Annotated in this window: 22 protein-coding genes; 4 read left to right on the top strand and 18 right to left on the bottom strand. The window is 37.9% G+C overall.

Going from position 1 to position 26,107, the window contains the following annotated elements; all coding sequences use genetic code 11:
• Window positions 1-4: 4 nt before the first annotated feature.
• Together BW142_RS19150 and BW142_RS19145 are read left to right on the top strand one after the other, a co-directional pair.
• Entirely contained in the window at window positions 5-1,006 is a 1,002-nt protein-coding gene (locus BW142_RS19150; RefSeq protein WP_076925988.1) for an ABC transporter ATP-binding protein, read from the top strand.
• A gap of 248 nt (window positions 1,007-1,254) precedes the next feature.
• The gene (locus BW142_RS19145; RefSeq protein ID WP_076925987.1) at window positions 1,255-2,214 is read left to right on the top strand and encodes a sugar-binding transcriptional regulator; all 960 of its coding nucleotides are present in this window, start codon (window positions 1,255-1,257) and stop codon (window positions 2,212-2,214) included.
• A gap of 433 nt (window positions 2,215-2,647) precedes the next feature.
• Here the strand turns inward: BW142_RS19145 and BW142_RS19140 are convergent, their stop codons facing one another.
• From BW142_RS19140 to BW142_RS19095, 10 genes are all read right to left on the bottom strand, one after another.
• Window positions 2,648-3,472: an alpha/beta hydrolase gene (locus BW142_RS19140; RefSeq protein ID WP_076925986.1), complete on the bottom strand. Its 825-nt coding sequence runs from the start codon at window positions 3,470-3,472 to the stop codon at window positions 2,648-2,650.
• Window positions 3,473-3,917: 445 nt separating this feature from the next.
• Window positions 3,918-4,343, bottom strand: a complete 426-nt coding sequence (locus tag BW142_RS19135; RefSeq protein WP_076925984.1) for a response regulator — start codon at window positions 4,341-4,343, stop codon at window positions 3,918-3,920.
• Between the two features lie 16 nt (window positions 4,344-4,359).
• Entirely contained in the window at window positions 4,360-6,426 is a 2,067-nt protein-coding gene (locus tag BW142_RS20875; protein ID WP_253188830.1) for a response regulator, read from the bottom strand.
• A gap of 83 nt (window positions 6,427-6,509) precedes the next feature.
• Entirely contained in the window at window positions 6,510-6,899 is a 390-nt protein-coding gene (locus BW142_RS19120) for a hypothetical protein (protein ID WP_076925982.1), read from the bottom strand.
• Between the two features lie 288 nt (window positions 6,900-7,187).
• A complete protein-coding gene (locus BW142_RS19115) occupies window positions 7,188-7,865 on the bottom strand; it encodes a hypothetical protein (RefSeq protein ID WP_076925981.1) in 678 nt (225 codons plus the stop codon).
• Complete coding sequence (locus BW142_RS19110) at window positions 7,862-9,262, bottom strand: type II and III secretion system protein (protein WP_253188829.1); 1,401 nt, start codon at window positions 9,260-9,262, stop codon at window positions 7,862-7,864. The genes BW142_RS19115 and BW142_RS19110 overlap by 4 nt, the downstream gene beginning before the upstream one ends.
• Window positions 9,226-9,780, bottom strand: coding sequence for a pilus assembly protein N-terminal domain-containing protein (locus BW142_RS20870; protein WP_253188828.1), 555 nt, complete (start codon window positions 9,778-9,780; stop codon window positions 9,226-9,228). The genes BW142_RS19110 and BW142_RS20870 overlap by 37 nt, the downstream gene beginning before the upstream one ends.
• Before the next feature lie 212 nt (window positions 9,781-9,992).
• Entirely contained in the window at window positions 9,993-10,565 is a 573-nt protein-coding gene (locus BW142_RS19105; protein ID WP_007586685.1) for a tRNA-(ms[2]io[6]A)-hydroxylase, read from the bottom strand.
• Window positions 10,566-10,612: 47 nt separating this feature from the next.
• Window positions 10,613-11,245 carry a sulfotransferase gene (locus BW142_RS19100; RefSeq protein WP_076925980.1) on the bottom strand — a complete coding sequence of 211 codons (633 nt, stop codon included), beginning with the start codon at window positions 11,243-11,245 and terminating at the stop codon, window positions 10,613-10,615.
• 14 nt (window positions 11,246-11,259) lie between these two features.
• A complete protein-coding gene (locus BW142_RS19095) occupies window positions 11,260-11,631 on the bottom strand; it encodes an MAPEG family protein (RefSeq protein WP_024604385.1) in 372 nt (123 codons plus the stop codon).
• A gap of 151 nt (window positions 11,632-11,782) precedes the next feature.
• Between BW142_RS19095 and BW142_RS19090 the strand changes: the two genes are divergently transcribed.
• Window positions 11,783-13,135, top strand: a complete 1,353-nt coding sequence (locus BW142_RS19090) for a DUF2254 domain-containing protein (protein ID WP_076925979.1) — start codon at window positions 11,783-11,785, stop codon at window positions 13,133-13,135.
• A gap of 2 nt (window positions 13,136-13,137) precedes the next feature.
• Here BW142_RS19090 and BW142_RS19085 read toward each other — a convergent pair whose 3' ends face one another.
• The 3 genes from BW142_RS19085 to ggt all read right to left on the bottom strand — a co-directional run bounded on the left by BW142_RS19085 (window position 13,138) and on the right by ggt (window position 17,632).
• Window positions 13,138-13,863 carry an SIMPL domain-containing protein gene (locus BW142_RS19085; protein ID WP_076925978.1) on the bottom strand — a complete coding sequence of 242 codons (726 nt, stop codon included), beginning with the start codon at window positions 13,861-13,863 and terminating at the stop codon, window positions 13,138-13,140.
• A 153-nt stretch (window positions 13,864-14,016) separates the two neighbouring features.
• Window positions 14,017-15,711: an NAD-dependent malic enzyme gene (locus BW142_RS19080; RefSeq protein WP_076925976.1), complete on the bottom strand. Its 1,695-nt coding sequence runs from the start codon at window positions 15,709-15,711 to the stop codon at window positions 14,017-14,019.
• Between the two features lie 142 nt (window positions 15,712-15,853).
• On the bottom strand, window positions 15,854-17,632 hold the full coding sequence (ggt, locus tag BW142_RS19075; RefSeq protein ID WP_076925975.1) for a gamma-glutamyltransferase: 1,779 nt from the start codon (window positions 17,630-17,632) through the stop codon (window positions 15,854-15,856).
• Window positions 17,633-17,729: 97 nt separating this feature from the next.
• Between ggt and rrtA the strand changes: the two genes are divergently transcribed.
• Window positions 17,730-18,326, top strand: a complete 597-nt coding sequence (gene rrtA / locus BW142_RS19070) for a rhombosortase (protein WP_076925974.1) — start codon at window positions 17,730-17,732, stop codon at window positions 18,324-18,326.
• A gap of 89 nt (window positions 18,327-18,415) precedes the next feature.
• Here rrtA and BW142_RS19065 read toward each other — a convergent pair whose 3' ends face one another.
• The 5 genes from BW142_RS19065 to BW142_RS19045 form a co-directional block, all read right to left on the bottom strand.
• Window positions 18,416-20,920, bottom strand: coding sequence for a prolyl oligopeptidase family serine peptidase (locus BW142_RS19065; protein ID WP_076925972.1), 2,505 nt, complete (start codon window positions 20,918-20,920; stop codon window positions 18,416-18,418).
• Between the two features lie 132 nt (window positions 20,921-21,052).
• Window positions 21,053-22,216, bottom strand: coding sequence for an endonuclease/exonuclease/phosphatase family protein (locus tag BW142_RS19060; RefSeq protein ID WP_076925970.1), 1,164 nt, complete (start codon window positions 22,214-22,216; stop codon window positions 21,053-21,055).
• Between the two features lie 119 nt (window positions 22,217-22,335).
• A complete protein-coding gene (locus tag BW142_RS19055; protein ID WP_076925969.1) occupies window positions 22,336-23,487 on the bottom strand; it encodes a 5-(carboxyamino)imidazole ribonucleotide synthase in 1,152 nt (383 codons plus the stop codon).
• A gap of 2 nt (window positions 23,488-23,489) precedes the next feature.
• A complete protein-coding gene (purE, locus tag BW142_RS19050) occupies window positions 23,490-23,972 on the bottom strand; it encodes a 5-(carboxyamino)imidazole ribonucleotide mutase (RefSeq protein WP_002962540.1) in 483 nt (160 codons plus the stop codon).
• A gap of 161 nt (window positions 23,973-24,133) precedes the next feature.
• Window positions 24,134-25,723, bottom strand: coding sequence for an ABC-F family ATPase (locus BW142_RS19045; RefSeq protein WP_076915491.1), 1,590 nt, complete (start codon window positions 25,721-25,723; stop codon window positions 24,134-24,136).
• Window positions 25,724-26,107 lie beyond the last annotated feature (384 nt).

The raw sequence follows: 26,107 nt of genomic DNA, 5'->3' as shown, positions 1-26,107 counted from the left end.
ACACATGGGCAGCATCACACTAAAACAAGTCACTAAAAACTTTGATGAAGTAAACGTAATTAAACCGCTCGACTTAGAAATTAAAGACGGTGAATTCATCGTTTTTGTTGGGCCATCGGGCTGTGGTAAATCTACATTACTTCGTATGATCGCAGGTCTTGAAGATACCACCAGTGGTAATATAGAAATCGATGGTATAGATGCCACAAAAACACCGCCGGCAAAAAGAGGCTTGGCAATGGTGTTTCAATCATATGCGTTATACCCGCATATGACCGTGCGTAACAATATTGCTTTTCCTTTAAAAAGAGCCAAGGTAAGCCCTGCAGAAATTGAGAGTAAAATTGCTAACGCTGCTAAAATTCTTAATTTGACCGATTATTTAGATCGAAAGCCTGGGCAATTATCGGGCGGTCAACGTCAGCGCGTAGCAATAGGGCGCGCAATTGTACGTCAGCCTTCAGCCTTTTTGTTTGATGAACCGCTTTCGAATCTTGATGCGTCATTACGTGTAAATATGCGTTTAGAAATATCTGAATTACATAAAAGTTTAGTCACAACAATGATTTATGTTACGCACGATCAGGTTGAAGCCATGACAATGGCAGATAGAATCGCGGTATTTAATGCCGGTATTATTGAACAAGTAGGCACACCTTTAGAGCTTTATAAAAACCCTGTAAACAAATTTGTAGCTGGTTTTATAGGTTCGCCAAAAATGAATTTTATAGATGCTCCACAAAATGAAGATGCGAATGTTAGCTGTATTGGTATTCGACCAGAGCATATAACACTCTCTACTGAGCAAGGTACTTGGGCTGGAACTGTAGGTGTAATTGAGCATTTAGGTTCGGAGAGCTTTTTACATATAAATATTGAAGGCAAAGGGACCGTAACAGTAAAAGCAGATGGTGATTGCCCATTAAAATATGGCGACAGTATTTACCTAAGCGCACCGGCTGATAAAGTATTAAAGTTTGATAATAACGGTTTAACAATTCGCTAAAGCCTATTTTTAATTACCTTAAATAGCACCTTTATAAGGGTGCTATTAACTAAATTCTAATTACATAATCCTATGAAACCTAGGTATTTTTTATTAAGGGATGGTATATTTACAATTATAAATAACAAAAACGTTATTGATAAATAGATGCTCCAAAATTAATAAAATAATTTATATAGCAGCACATATAATTAAAATTATGTAATGAAAATAAGGACTTGGTTTTCCTTCTATTTTAAGAGGTTTACGTGGTAAAGCTATCAAATACAGAAATTAGAAAGCTAGATGATGCAGCAAGAGCAGGGTGGTTATATTATGTTGGCGGTAACACACAAGATGAAATTGCTAAAAAGCTAAATATATCGCGTCAATCTGCACAAAGAATGGTCGCACTATCTGTTAGCCAAGGATTAATTAAAGTTAGACTTGACCACCCGATTGCTAAATGTATGGATTTGGCCGAAAAATTAAAAAGCCGTTTTGGGTTAGATTCGTGTGAAGTTGTACCGAGTGATCCGTCTGAACCATCATCTACATTAGGATTGGCTCAAGCTGGCGCGGCAGAAATAGAACGCCATTTAAAATCAGAACAACCCAAAGTACTTGCTATGGGAACCGGTCGAGTTTTACGTGCATGTGTCGATGAGCTTAGAACCGTTGATTGTCCGCAACATAAAATTGTAGCAATGCTAGGTAATATGGCTTTAGATGGATCGGCTTCACCTTATGATGTTGTAGTAAGAATGGCCGAACACACCAATGCAAAACATTACCCAATGCCATTACCAGTTTTACCAAGAAGTATTGAAGAAAAAGAACAGTTACATGCACAACAAAATATTACCGGTAATTTAAAACTCGCTAAAGATGCCGATGTAACATTTGTGGGTATTGGTAGCTTAGGTGAAAAGTCGCCATTACATATAGATGGTTTTATTGATGCGCAAGAACTTAAAGAGTTGCAAGATCTTGGTGCCGTTGGTGAAATGATTAGTTGGGTGTTTGATAAAAACGGTAAGCTTTTAGATTGCACAGTTAATCAGCGCGTAGCAAGTACGCCATTAAAAACAAATGCTAACAAACAGATTTATGCGATAGCTGCTGGTGAAGAAAAAGTGTTTGCCATTTTGGGCGCAGTAAGGTCAAACATGATCAGTGGATTAATTACTAACGAATATACAGCTGAGCGTTTACTAAGTGTTGATTAAACAATTTGGTAAATAAAGTATCCGTATTAGTAATACCAGTTATTGTAATAAAAGCACTTAATGTCCGATACCGCCTAGTATTGGACATAGCAAGGGCGCATTTAAGCGCCCTTATAATATATGCATTAACTACCTATAATTTATATTATGTTAAATAGCATAAATAAATACATAACCAAGTTACTCACCTTCATTAATTAACGTATAAACGCGATATTTTGACTATTTAATAAGCATTAACCTACTTATCTTAATAGTTAATGTTTTTCCCATTTACGCTATTAGCTTCTTGAACATATAAAAATACCGCTTGATTATTAATATATCCAAGCGGTATTAACAATAACTTCCTAGTAGATATTTCATCCAGTAAAATTCAAGATGTTGAATTTAATGGCTTTTTAACTATCCTAGTGATGTACTTGCTGAGACTTTAGAATTTTTTATCATTCATAAATTCACTAATAAGCTCAGATACTTTATCTGGATACTCATCAACAACCCAATGTGCGGCTTTATCTATCCAAACCAATGATGAATTTGGAATTGCTTCTTCTAACATTGGCGCATATTTTGGCTTTTGAAATTTGTCTTCTTCACCCCATAATATGAGTGCTTCATGAGGTAAGCTTTTAAGATCGCCTGCAATAGCTTGTGTATATTCTTTATTGAGTCTGCGCATGTTACTAAATAAAGCGGCTTTTCCTTGCTCGTTGCTCCATGGTTTTAAGTATATTTCCATTAACTCTTCAGTCATTACGCTAGAATCGTATACACCTTTAGGGATGAAATCTCTTAATGTATCAACAAATTCAGCTACACTTGTCTTTTCTTCTACTCCAGGTTCTAGCAAAGGTTCAAATTCTGGTATTGGCCAAGAATCAAAACATACACTATCTATTAAAACTAATCCGTTTACTTTATCAGGATGATTTACCGCCATTAATTGAGCAACACCACCACCAATATCATGTGCAGCAATATTAACTTTAGAAATACCGAGTTCTTCCATAAACTTACACATTATTCTACATTGCGCATTTATAGATACATCGGTGTTAATTGGCATATCTGATTCACCAAAGTTTAGTAAATCAGGCGCTATTACTCGATGTTCTGATGCGAGTTTGGGTATCACATTCCGCCATAAAAATTTGTTAGTTGGTATGCCATGTATTAATAATAAAGGTGTGCCTTGTCCCATTTCTTGATAAGCAATTTGATGACCTTCTACTGTAACGTACTGTGTTTTGCTCATAATTTTGCCTCGTTAACTTTAAAAATTATAATGTTTAATAAACTATAAAATTAGAATATAACCTTATAAAGCAAATTCCATCCCAAGATGTGCATTTATTAATTATTAAAAAATATTAATGTTTTAAAAGTTAAACCCTTGTGGTACGTGGGCTCTAGGCTAAATAAATTTACTAACTTTATAATATTACAGCGTTTAATAATTGAGATTATTAACCGCTTTAAAAAGTGTGAAACGATGACTCGTATACATGCAACAATTACAAAAGCGTAGTTTGTAATAATTTAAAGTAATTATTCTTATTAAAGGATTTTTACAAATTTAAATATATTAAAGGTTCATATACACAAAAGCGCTAAATAAATATTAGTCTTTAAAAAATTATAATTTAATTTTTTAATAAGCTATAAATAAAAATAGTTAACCGCCCTACTGTTTCTATTTATCATTCCAAGAAAGTTCTAATATTTTCAATTAATACGCTTTGCTTAACTGGCTTTAACAAAAGACCGTTAAACCCAAGCTTCACGTACTTATTATCACTATTTTCGTTTTCACTAAATGTATGAGCTATAATTTTTGTTGCTGATGCGTCAGCATGCTTCCTGATTTTTAGCATTGCATCAGTGCCTGTAAATTGCGGCATTACTATATCCATTAAAATAATATCGTAAATATTTTGAGAAACCATCAATAGCGCCTCTATAGCACTTGATGCGAAATCTATTAAAATATTTTCTTCATTAAGCATTTTTCTTATTACTATTTCTATTAGTAAGTCATCATCTACTAAAAGTAGTCGTTTAGTTTTATTTATTGGCGTTACTTTAAACTCGATAACTTCTGCCATATTTTCATTAATGTTTTTCATTTATTACCCCAGCGGCTTATCTTTTTAAAATACGTGTTATTTGGTTTATTAAAACACCTTGTTTCACTGGCTTTAATAACATGTCATCAAAGCCCTGATTTACATATTTAGATTCTGTATCGGGTGTCGATGTATGCGCAATTATTTTAGTTTTAGAATTATCACTGTGTTTTTTAATTTTTAACATAGCGTCAGTTCCCGACAATTCTGGCATTACTATATCCATTAGAATAATGTCGTAACTATTTTGCGGAACCATCAACATAGCCTCTATCGCACTGCATGCGTAATCTATTATGATATTCTGATCTTTTAGCATTGCCCTAATCACAATTTCTACAAGTGGATCGTCATCAACAAGTAGTAGCGTGTTTTGGTGATTTTTAGTCACTAAACTCGCTTTTACTAAATCAGTATTTAATGAGCTACTTGGTACTTTTTGCACATTGTCTTTATCTTGCTTAGTTGCTTTGTTTACCAGCATAGAAAGCGTTATCGTTGATTTATTCGCGTTACTACTTACAGTTATCGCTTTACCACCTAACATTTTAAATATTGAGATAAAAAACTTTAACTCTAATGAAACGTCTTTATCATCTATAAAGCGCATTATGTCATCACCCGATATACTTTTAAGCTCAGTTATAAAGTAACTACTGTCGATTAAATTGCTTAATGAAAAGTCTAGGTGTAAGTAATTACGGTTACTTTCATTTTTAATCTGAGCGTTAATAGATAGCGTTGTATTATTTGACGAATCCAAAACCTCTGTCACTAACTGAATAACCAATTGAGAAATTAACTTTTCATCGCTTACCACGGTTAACCCAGGCGTAATATTATTTTTAAGAACTATTTTTTTGTTTTCAGCTTCTTTAGTTAAAATCGAAATATTATTATTGATCATATGATTCAGGTTAACGTTTTTGGCCTGCAGTTTTAACTTACCTATTTCCGATTTATTTATATTTACGGGTTGTTGAATTACACTTTCGAGCTGGTCGCATGCATCAGAAATATTCCCCACATTGTTTTTAAATTCGTTAAAGCTTATTGGATCTTTAGATATTTGAACTAATGACTTTAAAGATGATAAAGGCGTTTTTAATTGACGGCTAAGCCTTGTAACAAATTTTTCTTTTAATTGATTTGTCTGTTTTGATTTTTCAAGAACATCAGCGAGTAAACATTCTTTTTGATGTGCCTCTGTATCATCTCTAAAGTAGCAAACGAAACCATTAAAATCTGTATGTCTTTGTAATACAGTTATCCACTTCCCGTCTGTAAAACCTATATCTATTAATTGGTTACGATCATCATCAAGCTTATGATGTTCATGGTAGTGATTTATAATATTATTCTGCTGCGCAATACTTACCAGCTGGCTATACGATAGCTGACTATTTTGTTTATTCACTTGTGCAAATAAAAGGTTAAATGCATTGTTGGTGATCACAGGAAATTCGTGGCTATTAAAAATAGCAAACCCATGCGGCAGTGCATCAAGAGAACTTGAAAAAAGCTCTTCTCTATTGAGTATTAACTGATTTTTTTGTTTTATTTCGTTGTGTAAACGTCTTGGCAAACGTAAAAAATAATACACAAAGGCAAATACACAAAAAGAGATTAACCCTAATCTAATTAAACTATATTTAGTTATTTGTGGGCGTACTATTTTATTCATAGGTTGCACATGTAAGCGCCATGTAGGTGGAAAACGACTACTTAAAGCGCTAATACTATTTTTAATTATACTCGGGCTAACTTTTTGGCTTTTTGCTCTGATAAAATCGGTGTCAAACAAGGGTTGTTCAACCATTTTATTAGTAGCTAATTTTTGACCGATTAATGCACGTGGGTTTTGAATGCTCAGTGCAATATTTGAATAGTTACTTGGATCTATACTCTTTTGCTCTACATCGTGAACAGTTACTGTTTGGCCGGCAGACATATTTTTGTTTACTACCCAGGCTGTTACGTTATTTTCATCGTTTACCTGTCTAATTCCCAAAGCTGAAGCTAACATGCCAGAGGTGATGAGTAATGTGAGAGCCGCAGTGGTTGCGCCTTTGTTACTTTTCATAATATTCCTCCGGAGTAACTTTCACTGCCACACTTTTATGGCAGTGAGCCTTAAGCTTGGTATTCAAACCTGGTTACCTTGTGTTAGTTACCTTGTGAACCGCCTGCTGCTGTACGTGTTGCAGCATCGCCGCTTGGTGTTGCATTAACAAGTGCGGCACTTTCACTAAAGTCTGATGCAACAAAAGTGAATGAACTACCATCGCCTGCGTACACGTCAACTGAATCTACAAACCCAGAGCCAGACACTTCAGCTGTGCCTTCGGCGTTAATCATGCCGTCAAATACATAGCTTTGGTCAAGTGAGCCAATTGCTTCAGCTACATCTTCAAGCTCGCTGGTTACAGAGTCACGTAATGTAGATAAACCAATTACAAGTGCTGCTACCATTGATGTAGAAAGAATGATTAGCTCTGACGTTAGTACAAAACCTTTTTGCTTTTTGCCATTTAAGTTATGTTTAATAGTTTTCATAATCGTAGCCTTTAAATTAAAAGAGCTTATGCTCACTTTATATATAGCGAGGACCGTGCCAATTGAAAATGGCTATTAAATACAGGTGGTTATAGTTTTTATGTGTGTTTTTTTAGCTTTTTTTATTTTTGATTTGCAAAATGCAAATCAATATTAAAATGAGACTTGTGAGATTACGTATAAAAGGTAGGATGCGCGAAAGCTTTACTCCTATTTTTAATAAATAATAAAGTGGTTTTGGCTCCTTAATAATGCCAAATTGTAGGCATAAAAAAAGGCCCTGAGGCCTTAAGAGTAGCAACTACCTAAAACGGAGAGTTTTCCGCGCCTAGCAAGTGCTTTTTGATGCGTGGGTTCTGCACGTAAAACTTGCTCATAGTAGCCACAGGCCAATAAATTATTAGCATTCGCTTCTTCAATTAACCCTTTATGGTAAAAATAGGCGGTGCTATTTAAACCAAACTTAACCGAAAGCTCTAAGTAATTTGAAGCTATAACGTAACTGCCCTGCGCATAATGTAAAGAAGCCATTTGTAGGTATGGTGAAGCATGTGTACCAAAAACATCAACGCCGTATTGAGCAATGCTTTTTGCTTTAGCTAAATTACCTTGCTCTATTGCTAACGTAACCCCTAAAGTTATTGCGTTTAACGGCGGGTTAGCTTTATTAAGCAGAGTATTTGTAACTTGTTGAGACTGATTAGCACGGCCACTTTTATAAAGTACATAGGCCGATATCGACAGTATTGCTGTGTTATCAGGGTGTTCAAGCATGAGCTGATTCACCTCATGGACTAAGTTCAAACAGTTACTTGCATTAATACCTTCGCACTTTAATGGTTGGGCATTTAATTGGTATTTTTTTACTATGTCACCCAACGCACTGTAAGGATTTACTGTTGGCTTGTAATCAATATGAGCGCAACCCGATAAAGTAAGCAGTAAAATAATATAAAATATTTTCATAGCCCTTGCTCCTGTATATAGCTAAGTACCTGGGTGTCTATATTTGCCTGTTCCCACGAACGTAATGTGTTAATTGGTTCACGCACCAGGTTTGGAGTTACAACAATTATCAGCTCGCGGTTGTTTTCACTTTTACTGGTTGTTTCGCTTAACTTGCCTAGCATGCTATTGCCGTTGCCATCAGGTACAAAGTCGTGGCTTGCATTGTTATCTGTGCTAATTAAGCCACCAATAATAAGAGGCTGCCCATCTTTTAAACGCGTTGATGTTTGCATGCTGCGTGTATTAAATGCACTACTGTTTAAACTGCTGCCTGTGCTTTGTGCAATTTCGGCGGTTAACGTGGTATCGGGTAGTGAAATTACTGGGTTTAGATCAAGTGTTATTCTGTCTTTGTCGTCAACCATCGCGCGTACATTTAATTCAACTCCGAATGATTTAAATTCCGTACCGCTAAACACCGACCCACTACTATCTTGCTGACCGCTTGTAATGCCAGATGGGCTATAACTTGTAGGTACAGGTACTTCACCACCGACTTTAAACACGGCACTTTCACCGGCTAAAACCGTAATTGTAGGGCGAGAAAGCGTTCGCGATATACCTTCTTGTTCAAGTAATGAAAACAACATATCAATGGCAAACTGTGAGGTAGAAAGCTGTAAGTTATTAGTTAATTGACCACCAATTAATTGCAGCGCATTTTCTATTGTTGCAGAGCCAGATTCGCGATTAGTCATACCGTCACGGCCAAACAAGCCTGCTTCTTTTTCGTATCCATTTGAGAGCACTCTAATATCTGGGCGCCATTGCTTTAACCTACGTTGATTTACTTCGTATAATTGCACCGACACACGAACTTGCGGTAAATCTTCAACTTCAATGCTCGACAAAACTTTACCGCCAGCCACTGAAAGAAGCGTTGCTCTTGCAATATTAGAACTCACATTACTTAAGTTTAATCCTGATGTAGCATCGTTTATTAACCCGCCCGACTCGTTGGCAAGTACTTCAATACCAGAGCTTTTATCCTGCGTTGCGCCGCCCATTAAGTTATTAGGATCAAGAGGAGAACCCTGAGTTTGTAATGTCTGCTCTGGTTCGAATAATTTATTAATTGTATTTAATAAGCGCACTAGCTCAATCTGGTTTCTTACAGAGCACGAGAGTAAAAATACATCGTTGTCGTCATTTGACAATTCATCAACCGAGATGCGCTTAATAGTTACTTTATCTGCACCCATTGATTTAATTACTTCGTTAATACGCTCTTCTTTTGGCTTGGGCGCTTGAGTTACTTTTATTAAATTAATAATAGCGACTTTACTCGAGTTTTGAGAGCTGCCGCCGTTTGCGTTACCTAAGCTTTGCAAGCGTTGAGCAAGTGAATTAAACACACCTTGGTTAGGATTTGAGGTAATAACGGGTTGTGATGCTTGTGAGCTACTGGCATAAAGGTCGTTTTTGCAGCTTCATAAGCAGCATGACGATAATTTATAGTCGGTACTTCACCACGTAATACAACAGCATGGCGATCAGGCGCTATGGTTAGCTGCACGTCAGGATGAATATCGTTGAGGGCATTTTCAAGCACGCTGTAATCTTCGGTTACGCCAAGTAAAAATGTTTCAGAGCTTTTATCGTCGTACCACACCATCATAGATGTACGGCCCAACTTTTTAGCTAAAATTAGTAGCTCACGGCCATTAACCACGTTCACATCAAGCGTTGTTTCATGGCCAAGTGCAATGCGAGAAATATCACGGGTAAACACAAAGCGAGTATGCGTCCATTTAACCAAGTGCGATACTTTTTGTACCCGCTCACCATTTGCATTTTCTATATAATCTAAATGACTTTCACTGCCCATGGCGGTAAAAGATATTAGTAATAGTATAAAAATAAACTTTAACATAAGCCTTTCCCTCAATTTGCTTATTGAATAGGTAGCAAGTATGAGACCAAGGGTTTTTATTTTTATTATCAGTAGATTGAAGTTTATAAATGTGGTTTTTATTATTTTGATTCGCAAATTGCAAATCAACAAGTCATGAAGAGATTATCATAGGAATAAGAGCTGAGAGGTATGGCGCAAAGCGAGTAAAATAAGCTCTGCGCTAGTTTTAATTAATGCAAAGCGGCTGTAAACGGGATGCTTTCACAAATTTTTGCTTCAGCTATAAGTAGCTCTTCTAGGCGAACATCAACCTCTTCTTTTTCAAAGTATTCGTAAGCAAGCTCTACAAATAGGTTTTTATGTTTTTCTTCTGATTTGGCAATAGCAACATAAAAGTCTTTTTCTTTACCCTCAGGAAGTGCTTGTGCTACTAAAGAAAAACGCTCGTGGCCACGTGCTTCAATTACACCGCCAACCAGTAATCGGTCCATTAAAAAACCATCACGACCGTGTCTAAATAGTGCACGTATTTGTTTTATGTACGGATCTTTTTTGTCGTCACCTAGGTTTACATCGCGCTCTAAAAGTAACTTAAGCACTTGTTTAAAGTGTATTAATTCTTCTAGTGCTAAATCGGTCATGGCTTTTACTAATTTACGTTTGTCTGGGTAATGCGAAAGCATAGACATAGCCATACCCGATGCTTTTTTTTCAGCAGCGGCATGATCTTGTAAAAAAGTATTAAAGTCAGCAAGGACAACTTCGGTCCATTCAAATGGGGTGTGGTATTTTAATTCAAACATGTTCTGTACAACTTAAATAATAATGCGGGGATTTTAACGTATTTGATTTAAAAAATCTTGTAAGGCAGTAATTTATCTATGCGCCCTTTAGCCGTAGACTCAACTTTTAACGGGTGTTTAATATCGTTCCATGCGGTGACTTTTCCGCCCATATTCATTTTTTCAAAATCAGTTTTATCACTTTCTAACCCTAAAAAATTACACAACTTTTTGTAACTATTAGGCTTTGCTATATCAATGGATAAAAAATCGTCGTCACGGTTATTAAAGTACGTTTGAGCATCATTAAAATGTGTATCATAACAGTCTACTAAGTAACTATCGTCGCTAATATTATCAAGCGAAAGCTCATTAAACGTATTTAAATAACAGCGTTTTATATGAATATTAAAGCCCCCGTCTGCACGGGTTAAATTAGTGTGCATACGCGTTAAAAGCTGCTTTATTGAAGGTAGCCATGCACTCAATTCGCGCTCTAAATAAATAAACTTAGAGTCTGGGTAATGAATATCAAGTGCTTTAAAGTCGTTAAATATGGGAGTGTCGGCAATCGCGTTAGCATTTTCAAAACAAGCATTAGTATACGCGGTATGCGCCGTTGTAATGCCGAGCTCTAAAAATGCGTGGCACACACTCGTTGTGCCGGTACGCGGTAAACCTATTATAAATATTTTGCTCATTAGCTTTTCTTTAATTAGCCACGTGTTACTAGCAATAAAAAGGCGCTAACAATAATCACCAAAAATGTAGCAATAGTACCAATTTGGCGATATTTCAGACTTTTTTCTACTATGCCTAAATTTTGAAATACACGCCCTATTAATAACGCACCACCTAATATATGGCAGTAATGGCTAGCAAGTCCTTGGTACTCTGCCAAAAAGAGTAAAATTAAAGCAATTGGCACGTATTCCATAAAGTTAGCGTGGGCACGTACAGCACGTTGCAGCGTTGCGTTACCGTTATCACCAAGTGATATCTGCTCAGCGCGGCGCACTTTTATTACGTTAAAGCTCAAATAAATGTAAAAGAAGGCAAGTAATGCAGCATAAGTTGAAATGATCACGGCGTTTTCCTGTTATTTTTATCGCATAAGCATGCGCTTTATTATTGTGGGCGTGATAATAACATATAAATTTGAGCAGCATTATCAGAAGTTTAATAAATGCCTATGCTAAGCTAGGGTATTAAGTAAGTAGAAATTACATAAGGATTTTATGTTTGTACCTCGCAAAGTAGCCGACAGTTACCGTGAAATGATTAACAGTATTGGCTTTTACCCTTCGATGCTTTCAGTGGGCTTTTTAGCATTTGCCATTATTACTATGTCGGTTGAATATTTAGCGCCTATTGAGCAGCTAAAATCGTTTATATCGGTTGTACTTGTTGATAGCGCTGAAAACGCACGTACTATTTTAAGCACCTTAGCGGGGAGTATTATTTCGCTTACCGTGTTTAGTTTTTCAATGGTAATGGTCGTTTTAAATTCGGCCAGTGCGAGTTTATCGCCCCGCGTAGTACCTGGGCTTATTACGCGTAAATCACATCAAATGGTTTTGGGCTTTTATTTAGGCAGCATAATTTACTCAATTATTATGCTTATAAATATTAATAAACTTGAAGGTGGCAGTACGGCTATTCCTTCAATTGGTGTGTTATTCGCACTTGTTTTTGGATTGATTTCATTAGGTTTATTTGTATTTTTTATACATTCAATCTCTCGTGCTATTCAGGTTGATAACGTATTAAATGGCTTGTTTAGCCAAACTAAAAACGAAATTAAAACAATAATACAAAGACAACAAGAAAACCCAGTTGAGGACTTTCCAGACTTTAGTAAGTGGCATTCGGTTAGCAGTAAAACAGAGGGCTATTACAAAGGCGTGCAAACCGATAAGCTCTGTGCCATTTTGGCAGAGCAAGATATAAAGGTGTATATCTCTGTTAACCAAGGCTATTTTACAGTTAAAGGCTATCCTTTTTTAAAGTGTAATAAAGACATATCAAACGATGAAGAGCTGATAAATAAAATTCTCGACTGCTTTATTTTTTATATAGAAGAGTACATTAGCGATCATTACCGTTATGGGTTAACGCAAATATCAGAAATTGCAGTTAAGGCAATGAGCCCGGGCATAAACGATCCAGGTACTGCGGTTAAATCAATTGATATGCTGAGTATTTTACTTATTCAACGGCTGTCAATTAACGATATTAACTACTCGTTTGAGCACAGTGATAATGGACCATTACTATACCTTCATGAAACAAGCTTTGATGAGTTATTACATGACAACTTTACACCGCTGCGTAATTACGCCAAAGGCGATGCATACGTAATGACAAATGTGCTTGAGGCATTTAAAAACATTTTGTTTATTGCCCATAAAGATACCGATGCACGAAACAGTTTATTTAATTACTTAAATGCGATTGTTGATGACATAAATGAACATGTAACTAATGAATACGACAGACGCGAAGTGACTAATATGCTCAACTCAATAGCGCGCATTAGCCAAGAGCAAGGTGAGAAGTTGGTGGCACGTTTTGAGCACCACCAAAAATAAATTTAATCTATGTAGTACACGGCATAGCTTGAAGCCGTTACTTTAATCTCTCCAGCATGGTAGGCATCAGGTACATAGTTACTTGGTGCGCTATCAGCCATCATTACTTTTTCTGCGCGCATATAAGGCTGCGACTGAACATTGAGTGGACTCAGTGATGCGCTGTACACTCCTTTTAAATCAACGCCATAATCTTCACTAAACTCTTTTGCTGCATCCCGTGCGTCTTTAATTGCTAACTTTTGCGCTTTTTTGTGCAGCTCGTTGTAGTTACTTGCTAAAAATTGCGTTTGATTAATTTCGTTAATACCGTTGTTAACTAAGCTTTGTAGTAATTCAGGGTATTTATTTATATCGCTAAGTTTTACAGTTAATGTACGAGAAACCTTAAAGCCTTTAAATTCTTGATTACCGGTAGTGCGGTTATATTGGCTATCACGGTTTATTGAAATTTGTCCGGCGTTTATATCTCCCTCTTTAACACCAATTTCTTTTACGAGCTTAATTGCTTTAGCGATGGTTAGGTCGGTTTTATTTTTAGCAGCAATTAAGTCTTTATCAACTTCGGTAATACCTACACTAAGCTGTACGTAATCTGGCATTGTGGTAAGAGTTGCTTCGCCTTTAACATAAATATGAGGAGCATCGGGGGTCGCTGCCGCAAGTGCATCAAAACTAAGTACGTTAAAAGCCAGTGCACTACCTAAAACAAGAGTCAGTGTTTTCATTGAGTCGATCCTTTAATTTTGTAAATGCTATTAAAGACCTTACGTGGTTAATTAAATATGAACAAGCACAAAAAAACAGGCAATTGCCTGTTTTTTGTTAATGGCTGTAACTTAACGTACAGCCTCATTTACTTTAAATTACGGGTACCGTTATTAAACACTACAACGTTTATAGTTACGGTATTTTGGTAACCAGTAATTTTTGTCGATTGCTGCCCATAACGCATCATCAGTAATCTCAAGAGCAACGCCCTCTTCGATTGCTTTTTTAGCAATGGCAAATGCAATACGCTTACTTAGCGTTTCAATTTCCGTAAGGGCTGGTAATAAACTACCTTTACCTGTGTTTGCACGTGGCGACGACTCTGCAAGCATTTCGCTAGACACACTTAACATTGCATCTGTAATGCGTGTCGCTTTAGCGGCAATAACACCTAAACCAATACCCGGGAAAATATAGCTATTGTTACATTGTGGGATTGGAAAAATTTCACCGTTGTGTTCTACCGGATCAAATGGGCTACCTGTTGCAACAAGTGCTTTACCGTCAGTCCACTTAATTACATCAGCAGGATGCGCTTCTACCTGCTTAGATGGATTACTTAATGGGAAAATAATTGGCTGTTCACAACCGGCGTGCATTGCTCGAATAGCTTGCTCAGTAAACAAACCAGGTTGACCTGAAACACCAATTAAAATGTCTGGTTGTGCACAGTGCATAACATCAAGAAGTGATGCGTATTCACCGCTGTAAGTCCAATCACTTACCGAGCTTTGCGGTTGTGCAAGTGCTTGTTGGAAATCGCGTAAGCCTTCCATACCCTCTGTAAGTAGGCCAAAACGGTCAACCATAAATACTTGGCTACGCGCTTGAGCTTCACTAATACCTTCAAAAACCATTTGGCTAATAATTTGCTCAGCAATACCACAACCAGCAGAGCCTGCACCCACAAAAACTACTTTTTGTTGGCTAAGGGTTGAATTTTTAACGCGACACGCTGCAAGTAAAGAACCTACCGTTACAGCCGCAGTACCTTGAATGTCATCGTTAAAGCTACAAATTTCATTGCGGTAGCGCTTAAGTAACGGCATTGCATTTGGTTGTGCAAAATCTTCAAACTGAAGTAACACATTTGGCCAGCGACGTTTAACCGCTTTAATGAATAAATCTAAAAACTCATCGTATTCGTCTTGGGCAATACGCTTATGGCGTGCACCCATGTACATAGGATCGTTTAAAAGCTTTTCGTTATTAGTACCCACATCAAGCATTACAGGTAATGTGTATGCTGGGCTTATACCACCACACGCAGTGTAAAGTGACAATTTACCAATTGGGATACCCATGCCGCCAATACCTTGATCGCCAAGGCCTAAAATACGCTCGCCATCGGTTACAACAATAACTTTTACTTTACCTTTAGTAGCGTTGCGTAAAATGTCGTCAATTTGGTAACGATCTTCATACGAAATAAATAAGCCACGCGCGCTGCGGTAAATGTCTGAGAATTTTTCACAAGCATCCCCAACTGTAGGCGTGTAAATGATTGGCATCATTTCTTCAAGATGATCCCGCACTAAACGGTAGTAAAGTGTTTCGTTGTTATCTTGAATCGCACGTAAGTAAATATGCTTATTAAGGTTGTCGGTAAAGCTAGAATATTGCTGATAACAACGCTCGACTTGCTCTTCAATTGTTTCAAAGCGAGGAGGAAGTAAACCAGCAAGATTGAAATTTTCGCGTTCTTTTTTACTAAAGGCGCTGCCTTTATTTAATAGCGGTGTTTCAATTAGGCCAGGGCCAGAATGATGAATATATAAGTAGTTAGGATCAGTATTAGTTGTCATATTTCCAGGCTTTAACGGAGTCTTAAGTTATGATCTGTCATTATCAGTGTTAAAGGTTTAATTGCAACGACAATTAAGCTAGTCAGACCATTGAGAGAAAATACATGCAGGCTTCACTGCCCGCATGTATATTATACATAATTTAAAATTGTATAGTGGCGTTATTATCAGTTAAATCAGATAACGCAACACCTTCACGGCGTGGATCAGCTCCGCCGTAAAGTTTGTCATTTTTAACTTCAACTGCGTGTAAGCCCGAGTTTAAGTCAATAATACGTACATTGTGGCCGCGTTTAGTAAGTGCAGGTGCAATGGCTTCAATGGCTGTGCCTTTTTCAAGGCTGGTGTAATCGTTACGATTTGTTGTACGCGGTAAGTTAATAGCGTCTTGCGCTGATAAATTCCAGTCAATAACACCCACAACAACTTGTGCAACGTAATCTATGATACGACTACCGCCAGGTGAGCCTACAATTAAACGTAAGCTGCCATCTTTATTAAATACCATTACCGGTGACATAGAGCTACGCGGGCGTTTACCAGCCTCTACACGGTTTGCTACAAGCTTGCCGTTTTTACGTGGCGATAACGAAAAGTCAGTTAGTTGGTTATTTAAAATAAAGCCATTAACCATAACCGTGGAGCCAAACGCCATTTCAATTGAACTAGTCATCGAAACGGCATTACCTTTACTATCTACAATAGAGACATGAGAAGTAGAAGGTAACTCGTATGAATCATCCATTGCATAACTTAGGTACCCTACTGGATTACCGGCTACGGCTTTTTGGTCTGTTTCGGTAATTAATTTAGCGCGTGAGGCAATGTAATCTTTGTTTAATAGCTCTTTTGTAGGTACTTGCGTGAAATCGGGATCGCCCATGTACATATCGCGATCGGCAAATGCAATACGCGAAGCTTGGCTAAAGTAATGAATCGCCTTTTCGCCATTTGGTTTAAGTGCGCTCATATCTTTATGCTCAAGTAGGCCAAGCATTTGTAGCACAGCTACACCGCCACTACTTGGTGGCGCCATAGAACACACGTTATAAGCACGGTATTGTATACATACCGCATCGCGTTCTTTACTTTTGTAATCTGCTAAATCTTGCACACTTAATTTACCAGGGGCTATTTTAGAGTGCTGTACAGCATTAACCATTTGTTTAGCGTTTTCGCCTTTGTAAAATGCATCAATGCCCTGCTTTGCAATGTCTTTGTATAAATCAGCAAGCGGTTGATTCTTTTTAACACTACCTACTTCAATTAACTTACCATTTGGGTAAAAGTATTCGTTAATAATCGGCATACTCAATACACCAGGGTTTAATTGGCGTGCTAATAAGCCATGTAAACGCGGCGAAATTACAAAGCCTTGCTCTGCAAGTTCAATAGCCGGTTTAAAAAGCGCTTCCCACGGCAATGTACCGTATTGTTTATGCGCGCTTGCAAAGGCATGTAAAATACCAGGCACACCAACAGAGCGTCCGCCTACTACGGCTTCAATCCATTTAACGGCTTTGCCGTGCTTATCTAAAAACAGCGTTTCGTCTGCATTTGCAGGTGCTGTTTCGCGGCCATCAAAACTAGTCAATTTATTGTTAGCTTTGTTGTAATACATCATAAATGTACCACCGCCAATACCTGACGATTGCGGTTCAACTAAAGTAAGCACTAGTTGAGTAGCAATCGCAGCATCTACGGCACTGCCACCTTGGGCTAAAATTCGTTGACCGGCTCTTGAGGCATATGGATTTGCCGCAGCAACCATGTATTTATTACCCTGCACTACTTCTTTATGGATTAATCCGGTAGCGGCTTCAGGTTCGCGAGTTTCAATTTGAGTTGCTTGCTGTGCAAATGAAGGCAGCGATACTGCGCACAGTCCAATGGCAAATAATGAGTTAAGTTTAAAATGCATAAAAATACTAAAAACACTTAATTACGTAGTTGTATTTGGCATCTTAAAGTTAAACGGGCACAATATGCAAAAATTTTGACTAAAAAAATATAATAAAATGCTTAATTTACCTATTCAACCTCGTTATATATTACCGCCTATTATTCTGCTGCTTTTTAGTACCATTTTTGCTGCATTTGATTTAAATAATTTACTTGAATTTAACCGAAGTCTAATTGATGAAGGTGAACTATGGCGAATCTTTTCAAGCCAATTTGTTCATGCTAATTGGGCTCATTTGGGATTAAATGCCAGTGGTGTTTTATTAATATGGCTTTTACATGGCGAATACACATCACCTACTCGCTACGCTTTTAATACAACTGCGCTAGCACTGTGGTGCGGACTCGGCGTGTATTGGTTTTGCCCAAGCATTCATATTTATACCGGATTAAGTGCTCTACTACATGGTGTAATTATTTGGGGTGCAGTTAAAGATATAACTGTAGGGCTTAAGTCAGGTTATTTATTATTTATAGGCGTATGGATTAAAATAGGGTTTGAACAATTTAGCGGCCCTAATGCTGATATAGGAAAGCTTATTAACTCCACTGTAGCTATTGATGCACATTTAATTGGTGTTATTGGCGGGACTCTGCTTGCCATACCATTGGCTATAGAGCTCTTTAAAAAGAACTTTAAAAAGCAAAAATAAAGTTAGATTGTGTTCAATCCAATAAAAACGCCGCATTAGTTAACTAAACTAATGCGGCGTTTTTGTTTTTATACTTTAAGAGTTAAAGATTAAAGTGTTTCTTTAAATAACTTATGAATACGGCGGTATTCGTCTAACCAGCTTGAAGGCTGTACAAAACCATGTGGTTCAACAGGAAATATAGCTGTTTCAAAGTTTTGTTTTTGAAGCTCTATTAAGCGCTGCACTAAACGTACTGAATCTTGAAAAAACACGTTATCGTCAACCATTGGTGAGTTAATTAATAAACGCTTGTTTAAACCCTCAGCATAATAAATTGGCGAGCTGCGCTCATACGCAATCGGGTCAACATCAGGGTGGTTTAATATATTAGCCGTATAACCTGTGTTGTAATGCGCCCAATCGGTAACAGGTCTAAGTGCCGCACCCGATTGAAATAACTCAGGCGCGGTAAACAATGCCATAAAGGTCATAAAACCGCCGTAAGAGCCACCATAAGTGCCTACGGCTTTGGTATCAACGTTGGCATTTTGCGCCATCCATTTAACGCCATCGGCTAAATCTTGTGTTTCAGGCGTGCCCATTTGACGATAAATCGCAGTACGCCAATCACGCCCGTAACCTTTAGATGCGCGGTAATCCATATCCATTACTATGTAACCTTCATCAGCGAGTAATGAATGAAACATAAATTCACGAAAATAAACCGAAAACCCCATGTGTGAATTTTGTAAGTAACCTGCGCCGTGGTTAAAAATAACCGCTTTACGGTTTTTGCCTACTTCACCCTCAACGTAATCTGCTGGATAATATACTTTTGCATATATTGGTTGATCAGTATGGCTCGATGGTACGGCAACAATTTTAGGGGCTGTTAGCTTTTTAGCTAAAAACTCATCCGACACAGTATGCGTTAAGCGCGTTGCTTTTGTATTTGCTTTGGCATCTGCTACGTAAAGCTCATTAGGCATAGTAATTGTAGAGTGCTTAAGGAGTAACTTATTTTCATCTGGGCTTAACGTGTAGTCAGTCATGCCATTTAAGTCAGTAATTTGCTCGCTATTAGCTGTTTGCGGGTTAACACGGTAAATTTCGTAAAGCCCTGGATGCTCAACATTCGCTTTGTAATAAATTGCGCTGTCGTCGCTGGTAAGCGTTAAGTTAGAAACCTCAAATTGGCCTTGTGTTAGCGCGGTTGCACTACCATTTACAGGCTTTTTATAAAGCTGGCTGTAACCTGACTCTTCCGATAGGTAATAAAGCGTGTTTGAGTTATGTAACCACCCAAAGTCGTTAAATGCGTAAGCAATCCATGCATCGTCATGCAGGCGATGTTGCGACACAAGTTTGTTGTTTTTAAAATCTACCGTTGCAAGCCAGCGGTCTTTGTTGTCCCACGCTTCTAGCATGACAGCTACTTGTGAGCCATCGTCGTTCCATACTATTGGGCTTTGCTCAAAACCCCAGTCCATAATAAGGTTGATACCACGAGGTGCCTTTTTAGACTTATATGTTTTACCATCACGTGCATAATTTTCTTTTTTAACTGCGGCTAAAACATCTTCGTCAAAGCCCGGTAAGGTATTAAAGCTAAGTGATGTTTGCTCTTTGTTAGTTAAATTGATGTAGACAAGCTTTGAGGTTTCTTCTTTAGCGTCGGCTACACGGCGGCGTGCTTTTTTAGGTTCTATAGTGGCGTCATTTGTAATGTAGTTAGGCATAATATCGCCATCACCACGCCAGTCTGTTTGCTTTTGTACAACGACTAACAGCGCATCACCATTTGGCGAAAGCTGCGCTTCTGCAACGGTATTTCCTTCGCCTAAGTAATAAGCTGTGTTAGCAATTGAATCGTTTTGTTCATTAATTTGCTCACTGCGTGCTTGCTTATCTTTTTTATTTTTTTGTTGAAGCGCCACAAATTTAATCAATTTATGCTGCTCTTTAGCAATATACGTGCTTGGCTCTTCAATACCTTTTGGCTCATCAGCAAGTTTTAAGTTAGCAAGCTCGCTCGTTAAGCCTGTTTTTAAATCAACTTTAAAAAATACATTGCCTTGACGGTAAACTAAATCGCCATTATTTAAAAATTGTGGCTTTGACTCGCCCGCTGATGTAGCTGTAATTTGTTTAAGTTCGCCGGTTTTTAGGTTTTTAACAAATACATTGCCTTTAAATGTGTAGGCCGCAATTGTTTTATTTTTAGAATAAACGGCTTTATTTGAACCCACAGTATGAAGTTTATTAAGAGCTACTTGCTCTGCTGTTTGGCTAGTAACCGATTGGCTAAATAAATCGCGTAGTGTATTACCCTGCTCTTTTTGAGCATAAATAATAGTAGACGAATCGCTCGCCCAGTAAGCCCCCTCTGGCTGATTACCCATCCAATCCGGATCGGCCATTGCTTGTTCTAGCGTTATTTTTTGTGAGCCGATATCTGCTGGCGTGTTTACAACCGCAGCAATTTTAGTTGCTGGTAATGTACTTTGCTGTGTTGAAGAGGTGTTAGCGGTAGCGCTACAACCTGCAAGCATAACACTTGAGGCAACAGCTAAGGCCACTAACGTTTTAGATGAAGAAAGATTAAAAATCATAGTGCTTCTATACGGTTATTATAATTAAGCCGTATTTAAGCAGAAGCACTCAAGTTATTGCAATTTTTTAAGATAAATAGCCATTAAACAGGGTAAAGCTCAGTTTACTAACGCCCCCTTTATTAGTGGACGTTATTCAACGATTAAATCAAGCCACACCATGCGGTGATCGCTCGATGCGTTTCTATCTTTAATTAAACGATATTCACTACTAGTTTTAGTAGGCCAAAATACACCACCGTCCTTAATTTTTAAGCCATAGTTTGAGGGTAGTACGTAATCAACACGCGCTTGCCAATTTGCACTGTAATTTTGTGCATAAGGCACGTCATACTGCTCTTTAGCGCCTTCACTTTTTGGAAAAAATTGAGCGTTAATAAGTGGATTTTTAAGTAGTTGATCTGTGGTGTTTGTACGGGCTTTATCACCCTCAGGGGCGGCATTTAAATCACCTAAAATAACAAAGCGAGAGTAAGTTTTTAAACCGCCTTTTTCGCCTTTATCATCGTAAATATACTTAGCGTTTGAAACGTAATCGGCAATTAGCCTTACTTCATCGTGGTTACGCTTGCCGTTTCTATCCTCTTTACCGTCAAATACAGGCGGTGTTGGGTGAGATGCAATAACATGAATGGTTTTATCGTTTACGTTAATAGGTAAATCCCAAAACGATTTAGAGCTGAGTCTAAGCGCTTGCCATTCTTGTGCGTTATACCAGTTTTCACCTGTTTTAGGCATCATTGGCATTAGTGCATTTGGCATGTCTTTATATTTAAAGGTTTGAAGGGTTCTAACTTTATCAAAATCGATTGGGTATTTTGACAAAATAGCCATACCGTAATGCCCTTCAAAAAAGCCAAAGCCTTGTGCATCGCCCATAACACCATTTTTTTTGCCATCGTTATCTAAATCAAACTCGGTGGCAAGCCCAGTATTTACCGGGGCAATGTAAGAGTAAGGGTAGTTAATAGCATCTTGTTTTTGCTGACCTATATTTAAAAAGTGCTCATTAAAGTATTCAATGCCCTGCTCTTTTGGGATGTAATCAAATTCGTTAAGTAAAATAATATCAGGGCGAACTCGTTGAATAATTTCCGCTATGTTCTTAATTTGCTGGTGGTTTGCTTTAAGTGCATTAGCTAAAGCATCACTTTTAACTTGCTCGCCTTTAGGCGTGTGATTTGTCGCATCCATACTTACATTAAAAGTAGCAACACGAAGAGAGTCTGATGCAAATGCATTTAAGCTGAATAATGTAGCAATGGCTAGCGCGCCATATATTGTTTTTAGTTTCATTGTTTTACTTCACAAATTTAAAATTAGACTTTAACAGTATTACATATTCAAAAGCTTTTTTTATGACAAAAAAATACCGGCTCAAGCCGGTATTAACAAATTAATTCTATAATTAGAAATTATTGGCTTAGTATTAAATTTGCTGCCGCTTTTAAAATACCTGGGTAGTCTTGCTCAGGTAAATATTCAGTAAGCTCACCTAATTTATCTGCTAGGTCATTTATGCTGCTGGCCGATACGTTTATATGGCCCATTTTACGACCTGGTTTTGCAGTTTTACCGTACCAGTGGCTAGTTACATCTGCGTATTTTAGTACGTCAGCTGGAATACTAGGTTGCCCTAGTACGTTTATCATCGCGGTAATGTGTTTAAGTTCTGTATTACCAAGCGGTAAACCTGCAACAGCACGCATGTGGTTTTCAAACTGTGAGCTATGGCAGCCTTGTTGCGTCCAGTGGCCTGAGTTGTGTACACGCGGGGCAATTTCGTTAACGAGTAACGTACCTTGTACATCAAAAAACTCAATTGCTAATACGCCAACATAGTTAAGCTCGTTTGCTATTTTTGTAAAGGCATCGTTTGCTTGAGCTTCAACACTTTGATTATTTTTACCGGCAATAGAAAGCGTTAATACACCATTAGTGTGCTCGTTTTCTGTTAGCGGATAAATAGCAACATTACCGTGTTTATCGCGCGCACCAATAATAGATACTTCACGATCAAACGGGATCATTTTTTCAGCAATAATTGTATGTGGCGAAAGCTTCTTACCTGATGCAATAAAATCAGCCATTTGTGACCAAATTTCGTCTATTTGATTATCCGATTTTAAACGCCATTGGCCTTTCCCGTCATAACCCGCTTGGCATGTTTTAATAACAAGTGGCTTACCTAGGGTTTTAACAGCGTGTTCAAGGTGCGCTTTTTCAGTAATTAATTGATATGGCGCACAGGTTACGTTTGTTTTATCAAGCAATGCTTTTTCAAGCGAGCGATCGCCACCGGTTTTAATAGCGGCCTTACCTGGGTAAAATTTATTGCTGTTACAGCAAAGTGTTAGTACATCATCAGGAATGTGCTCAAACTCTGCAGTAATGGCATCAGCGTTCGATATTGCTTGCTCAAGTGACGTGCTATAAACCTCACCAGTTAGCGGGTGCATAATTTGCTTGCTGCCTACATCATACGCCACTACGTTTAAATTAAGCGGCGCGCCTGCAAGGCTCATCATACGTGCAAGTTGCCCTGCACCTAATATTAAAATATTCATTATTACTCTGCAGGGTTTGGATTAGCTAATATAGTGTCGGTTTGAGCTTTACGAAACGCTTCAATTTTTGCAAAAATTTCTGGATTTTGACACCCTAAAATTTGCGCGGCTAGTAAACCTGCGTTTGCTGCGCCCGGCTCACCAATTGCAAGTGTGCCCACTGCAACGCCTTTAGGCATTTGGCAAATAGATAAAAGTGAATCAACACCATTTAATGCTTTTGATTTTACAGGCACGCCCAGTACAGGAAGCGACGTAAAAGCAGCAGCCATACCCGGTAAATGCGCAGCGCCGCCAGCGCCTGCAATAATAACTTTAATCCCGCGTTCTGCGGCTGAACTTGCATAATCAGCAAGTAATTGAGGAGTGCGGTGTGCAGACACGACTTTAGTTTCGTACTTAATGCCAAAATGCTCTAGCATAAGTGCTGCATGTTCCATGGTTGGCCAATCTGATTTAGAACCCATAATAATGCCAACAGTCATAAATACTCCTCAGTAATGTATTTTCAAAATAGCGGACTTATGTCCTGTTTAAGCCGGGTATTATACCCAAAGCCATATTAATTGCGACTAATACAAAGCCACAAAAACAAAAAAAGCCATGTTTTAACATGGCTTTTTAGGGTTAACGGGTAAATAGCTAATTAAGCTTCTTTACTCGCTAGGTATTCTGCGTAGTTGCCTCTAAAGTCAATAATTTTACCATCTTTAACTTCCCAAATACGGGTAGCTACCGATGATACAAATTGACGATCGTGCGATACAAACATTAATGTACCTTCGTAGGCTTCAAGTGCTAAGTTAAGCGCTTCAATAGATTCCATATCCATGTGGTTAGTTGGCTCATCCATTAACAATATGTTTGGTTTATGCATCATAATTTTACCAAACAGCATGCGACCTTGCTCACCACCTGAAATTACTTTAACTGACTTTTTAATATCGTTTTGAGAGAACAACATACGACCTAAAAAACTGCGAACCACTTGTTCGTCGTCGCCTTCTTGTTGCCACTGTTCCATCCACTGAAACAAGTTCATGTCGGTTGCAAACTCATCTGCGTGATCTTGCGCGTAGTAACCAATGTTCGCGTTTTCAGAAAACTTAAACTCACCGGCTTTAGGAGCTAAGCGCCCTGCTAATGTATTAAGTAATGTTGTTTTACCAACACCATTTTCACCAATAATAGCAATACGCTCGCCAACTTCTACTAAACCTTCAAGTCCAGAAAACAACGTGTTGTCGTCAAAACCTTGCGTTAGGTTATTCATTTCAAGCGCGTTTCTGAATAACTGCTTTTCTTGGTCGAAACGAATAAACGGCGTTTGACGTGAAGAGGCTTTAACTTCGTCTAACTGAATTTTGTCGATACGTTTAGCGCGCGATGTTGCTTGCTTAGCTTTAGATGCGTTAGCAGAGAAACGTGATACAAACTGTTGAAGTTCAGCAATTTGGTTTTTCTTCTTCGCGTTTTCGCTAAGTAGCTGCTCACGTGCTTGCGTTGCTGCAAACATGTATTCGTCGTAGTTACCTGAGTAAATACGTAGCTCGCCGTAGTCAATATCGGCCATGTGAGTACACACAGAGTTTAAAAAGTGACGGTCATGCGAGATGATTATCATGGTACAGTCGCGTTGGTTTAACACGTCTTCTAACCACTTGATGGTGTAAATATCCAAGTTATTGGTAGGCTCATCCAGTAGCATAATGTCTGGGTCTGAGAACAATACTTGAGCAAGTAGCACACGCAGTTTAAAACCAGGTGCAATTTCTGACATTGGGCCAAAGTGTTGATCCGTACCAATACCTACGCCTAATAAAAGCTCGCCTGCTTTAGATTCAGCAGAGTAACCATCCATTTCGGCAAATTCAGTTTCAAGATCGGCTACTTTCATACCGTCGTCTTCACTCATTTCTGGTAAAGAGTAAATACGGTCGCGTTCTTGTTTAATTTTCCACAACTCTTTGTGACCCATGATCACAGTATCAATTACTGAGTATTCTTCGTAGGCAAACTGGTCTTGGTTTAGTTTAGCAACGCGTTCATTAGGATCAGTACTAACATTACCTGAAGACGCTTCAAGCTCACCACTTAAAATTTTCATAAATGTTGATTTACCACAACCATTTGCACCGATTAAACCGTAACGGTTTCCATCGCCAAATTTTGCTGAGATATTTTCAAATAATGGTTTAGCACCAAATTGCATGGTGACATTAGCTGTACTAATAATAGCGCTACCCTCCAAGGGAGTATGGATGTAATTAAATTGCGCGCAGTTTAAACCAAAATGGCCTGTTTTTCTATGAAAGTTTAAAAGCAAACTAACGTGTTTTAGCCATTTATTAGCACTGTATAGTGGGTAACTCAAATAACAGATTAAATTAAATGGTTTTGTAAATTTTTATTCAGCTTACACAAGTAAAAATTCATCAATATATTCACTTTAATACGTCCAGGGAGTTTAGAATTACGTATACTGAATTAGAGTAAAAACACTTTTAACGTGTTTGTGTGTTTACTTAACTCATTTTTGTACATGCAGTAACAATAAAAAGTTATATTTATGAAAATAAAGCACTTTTAGAGCTTTTGCACTAGTTGCTACTTTTTGAAC

This window comes from Pseudoalteromonas sp. EB27, from assembly GCF_001974875.1.
In the GTDB taxonomy this organism is placed as follows: Bacteria; Pseudomonadota; Gammaproteobacteria; order Enterobacterales; family Alteromonadaceae; genus Pseudoalteromonas.
This window is presented reverse-complemented; position numbering and strand designations above follow the sequence as displayed.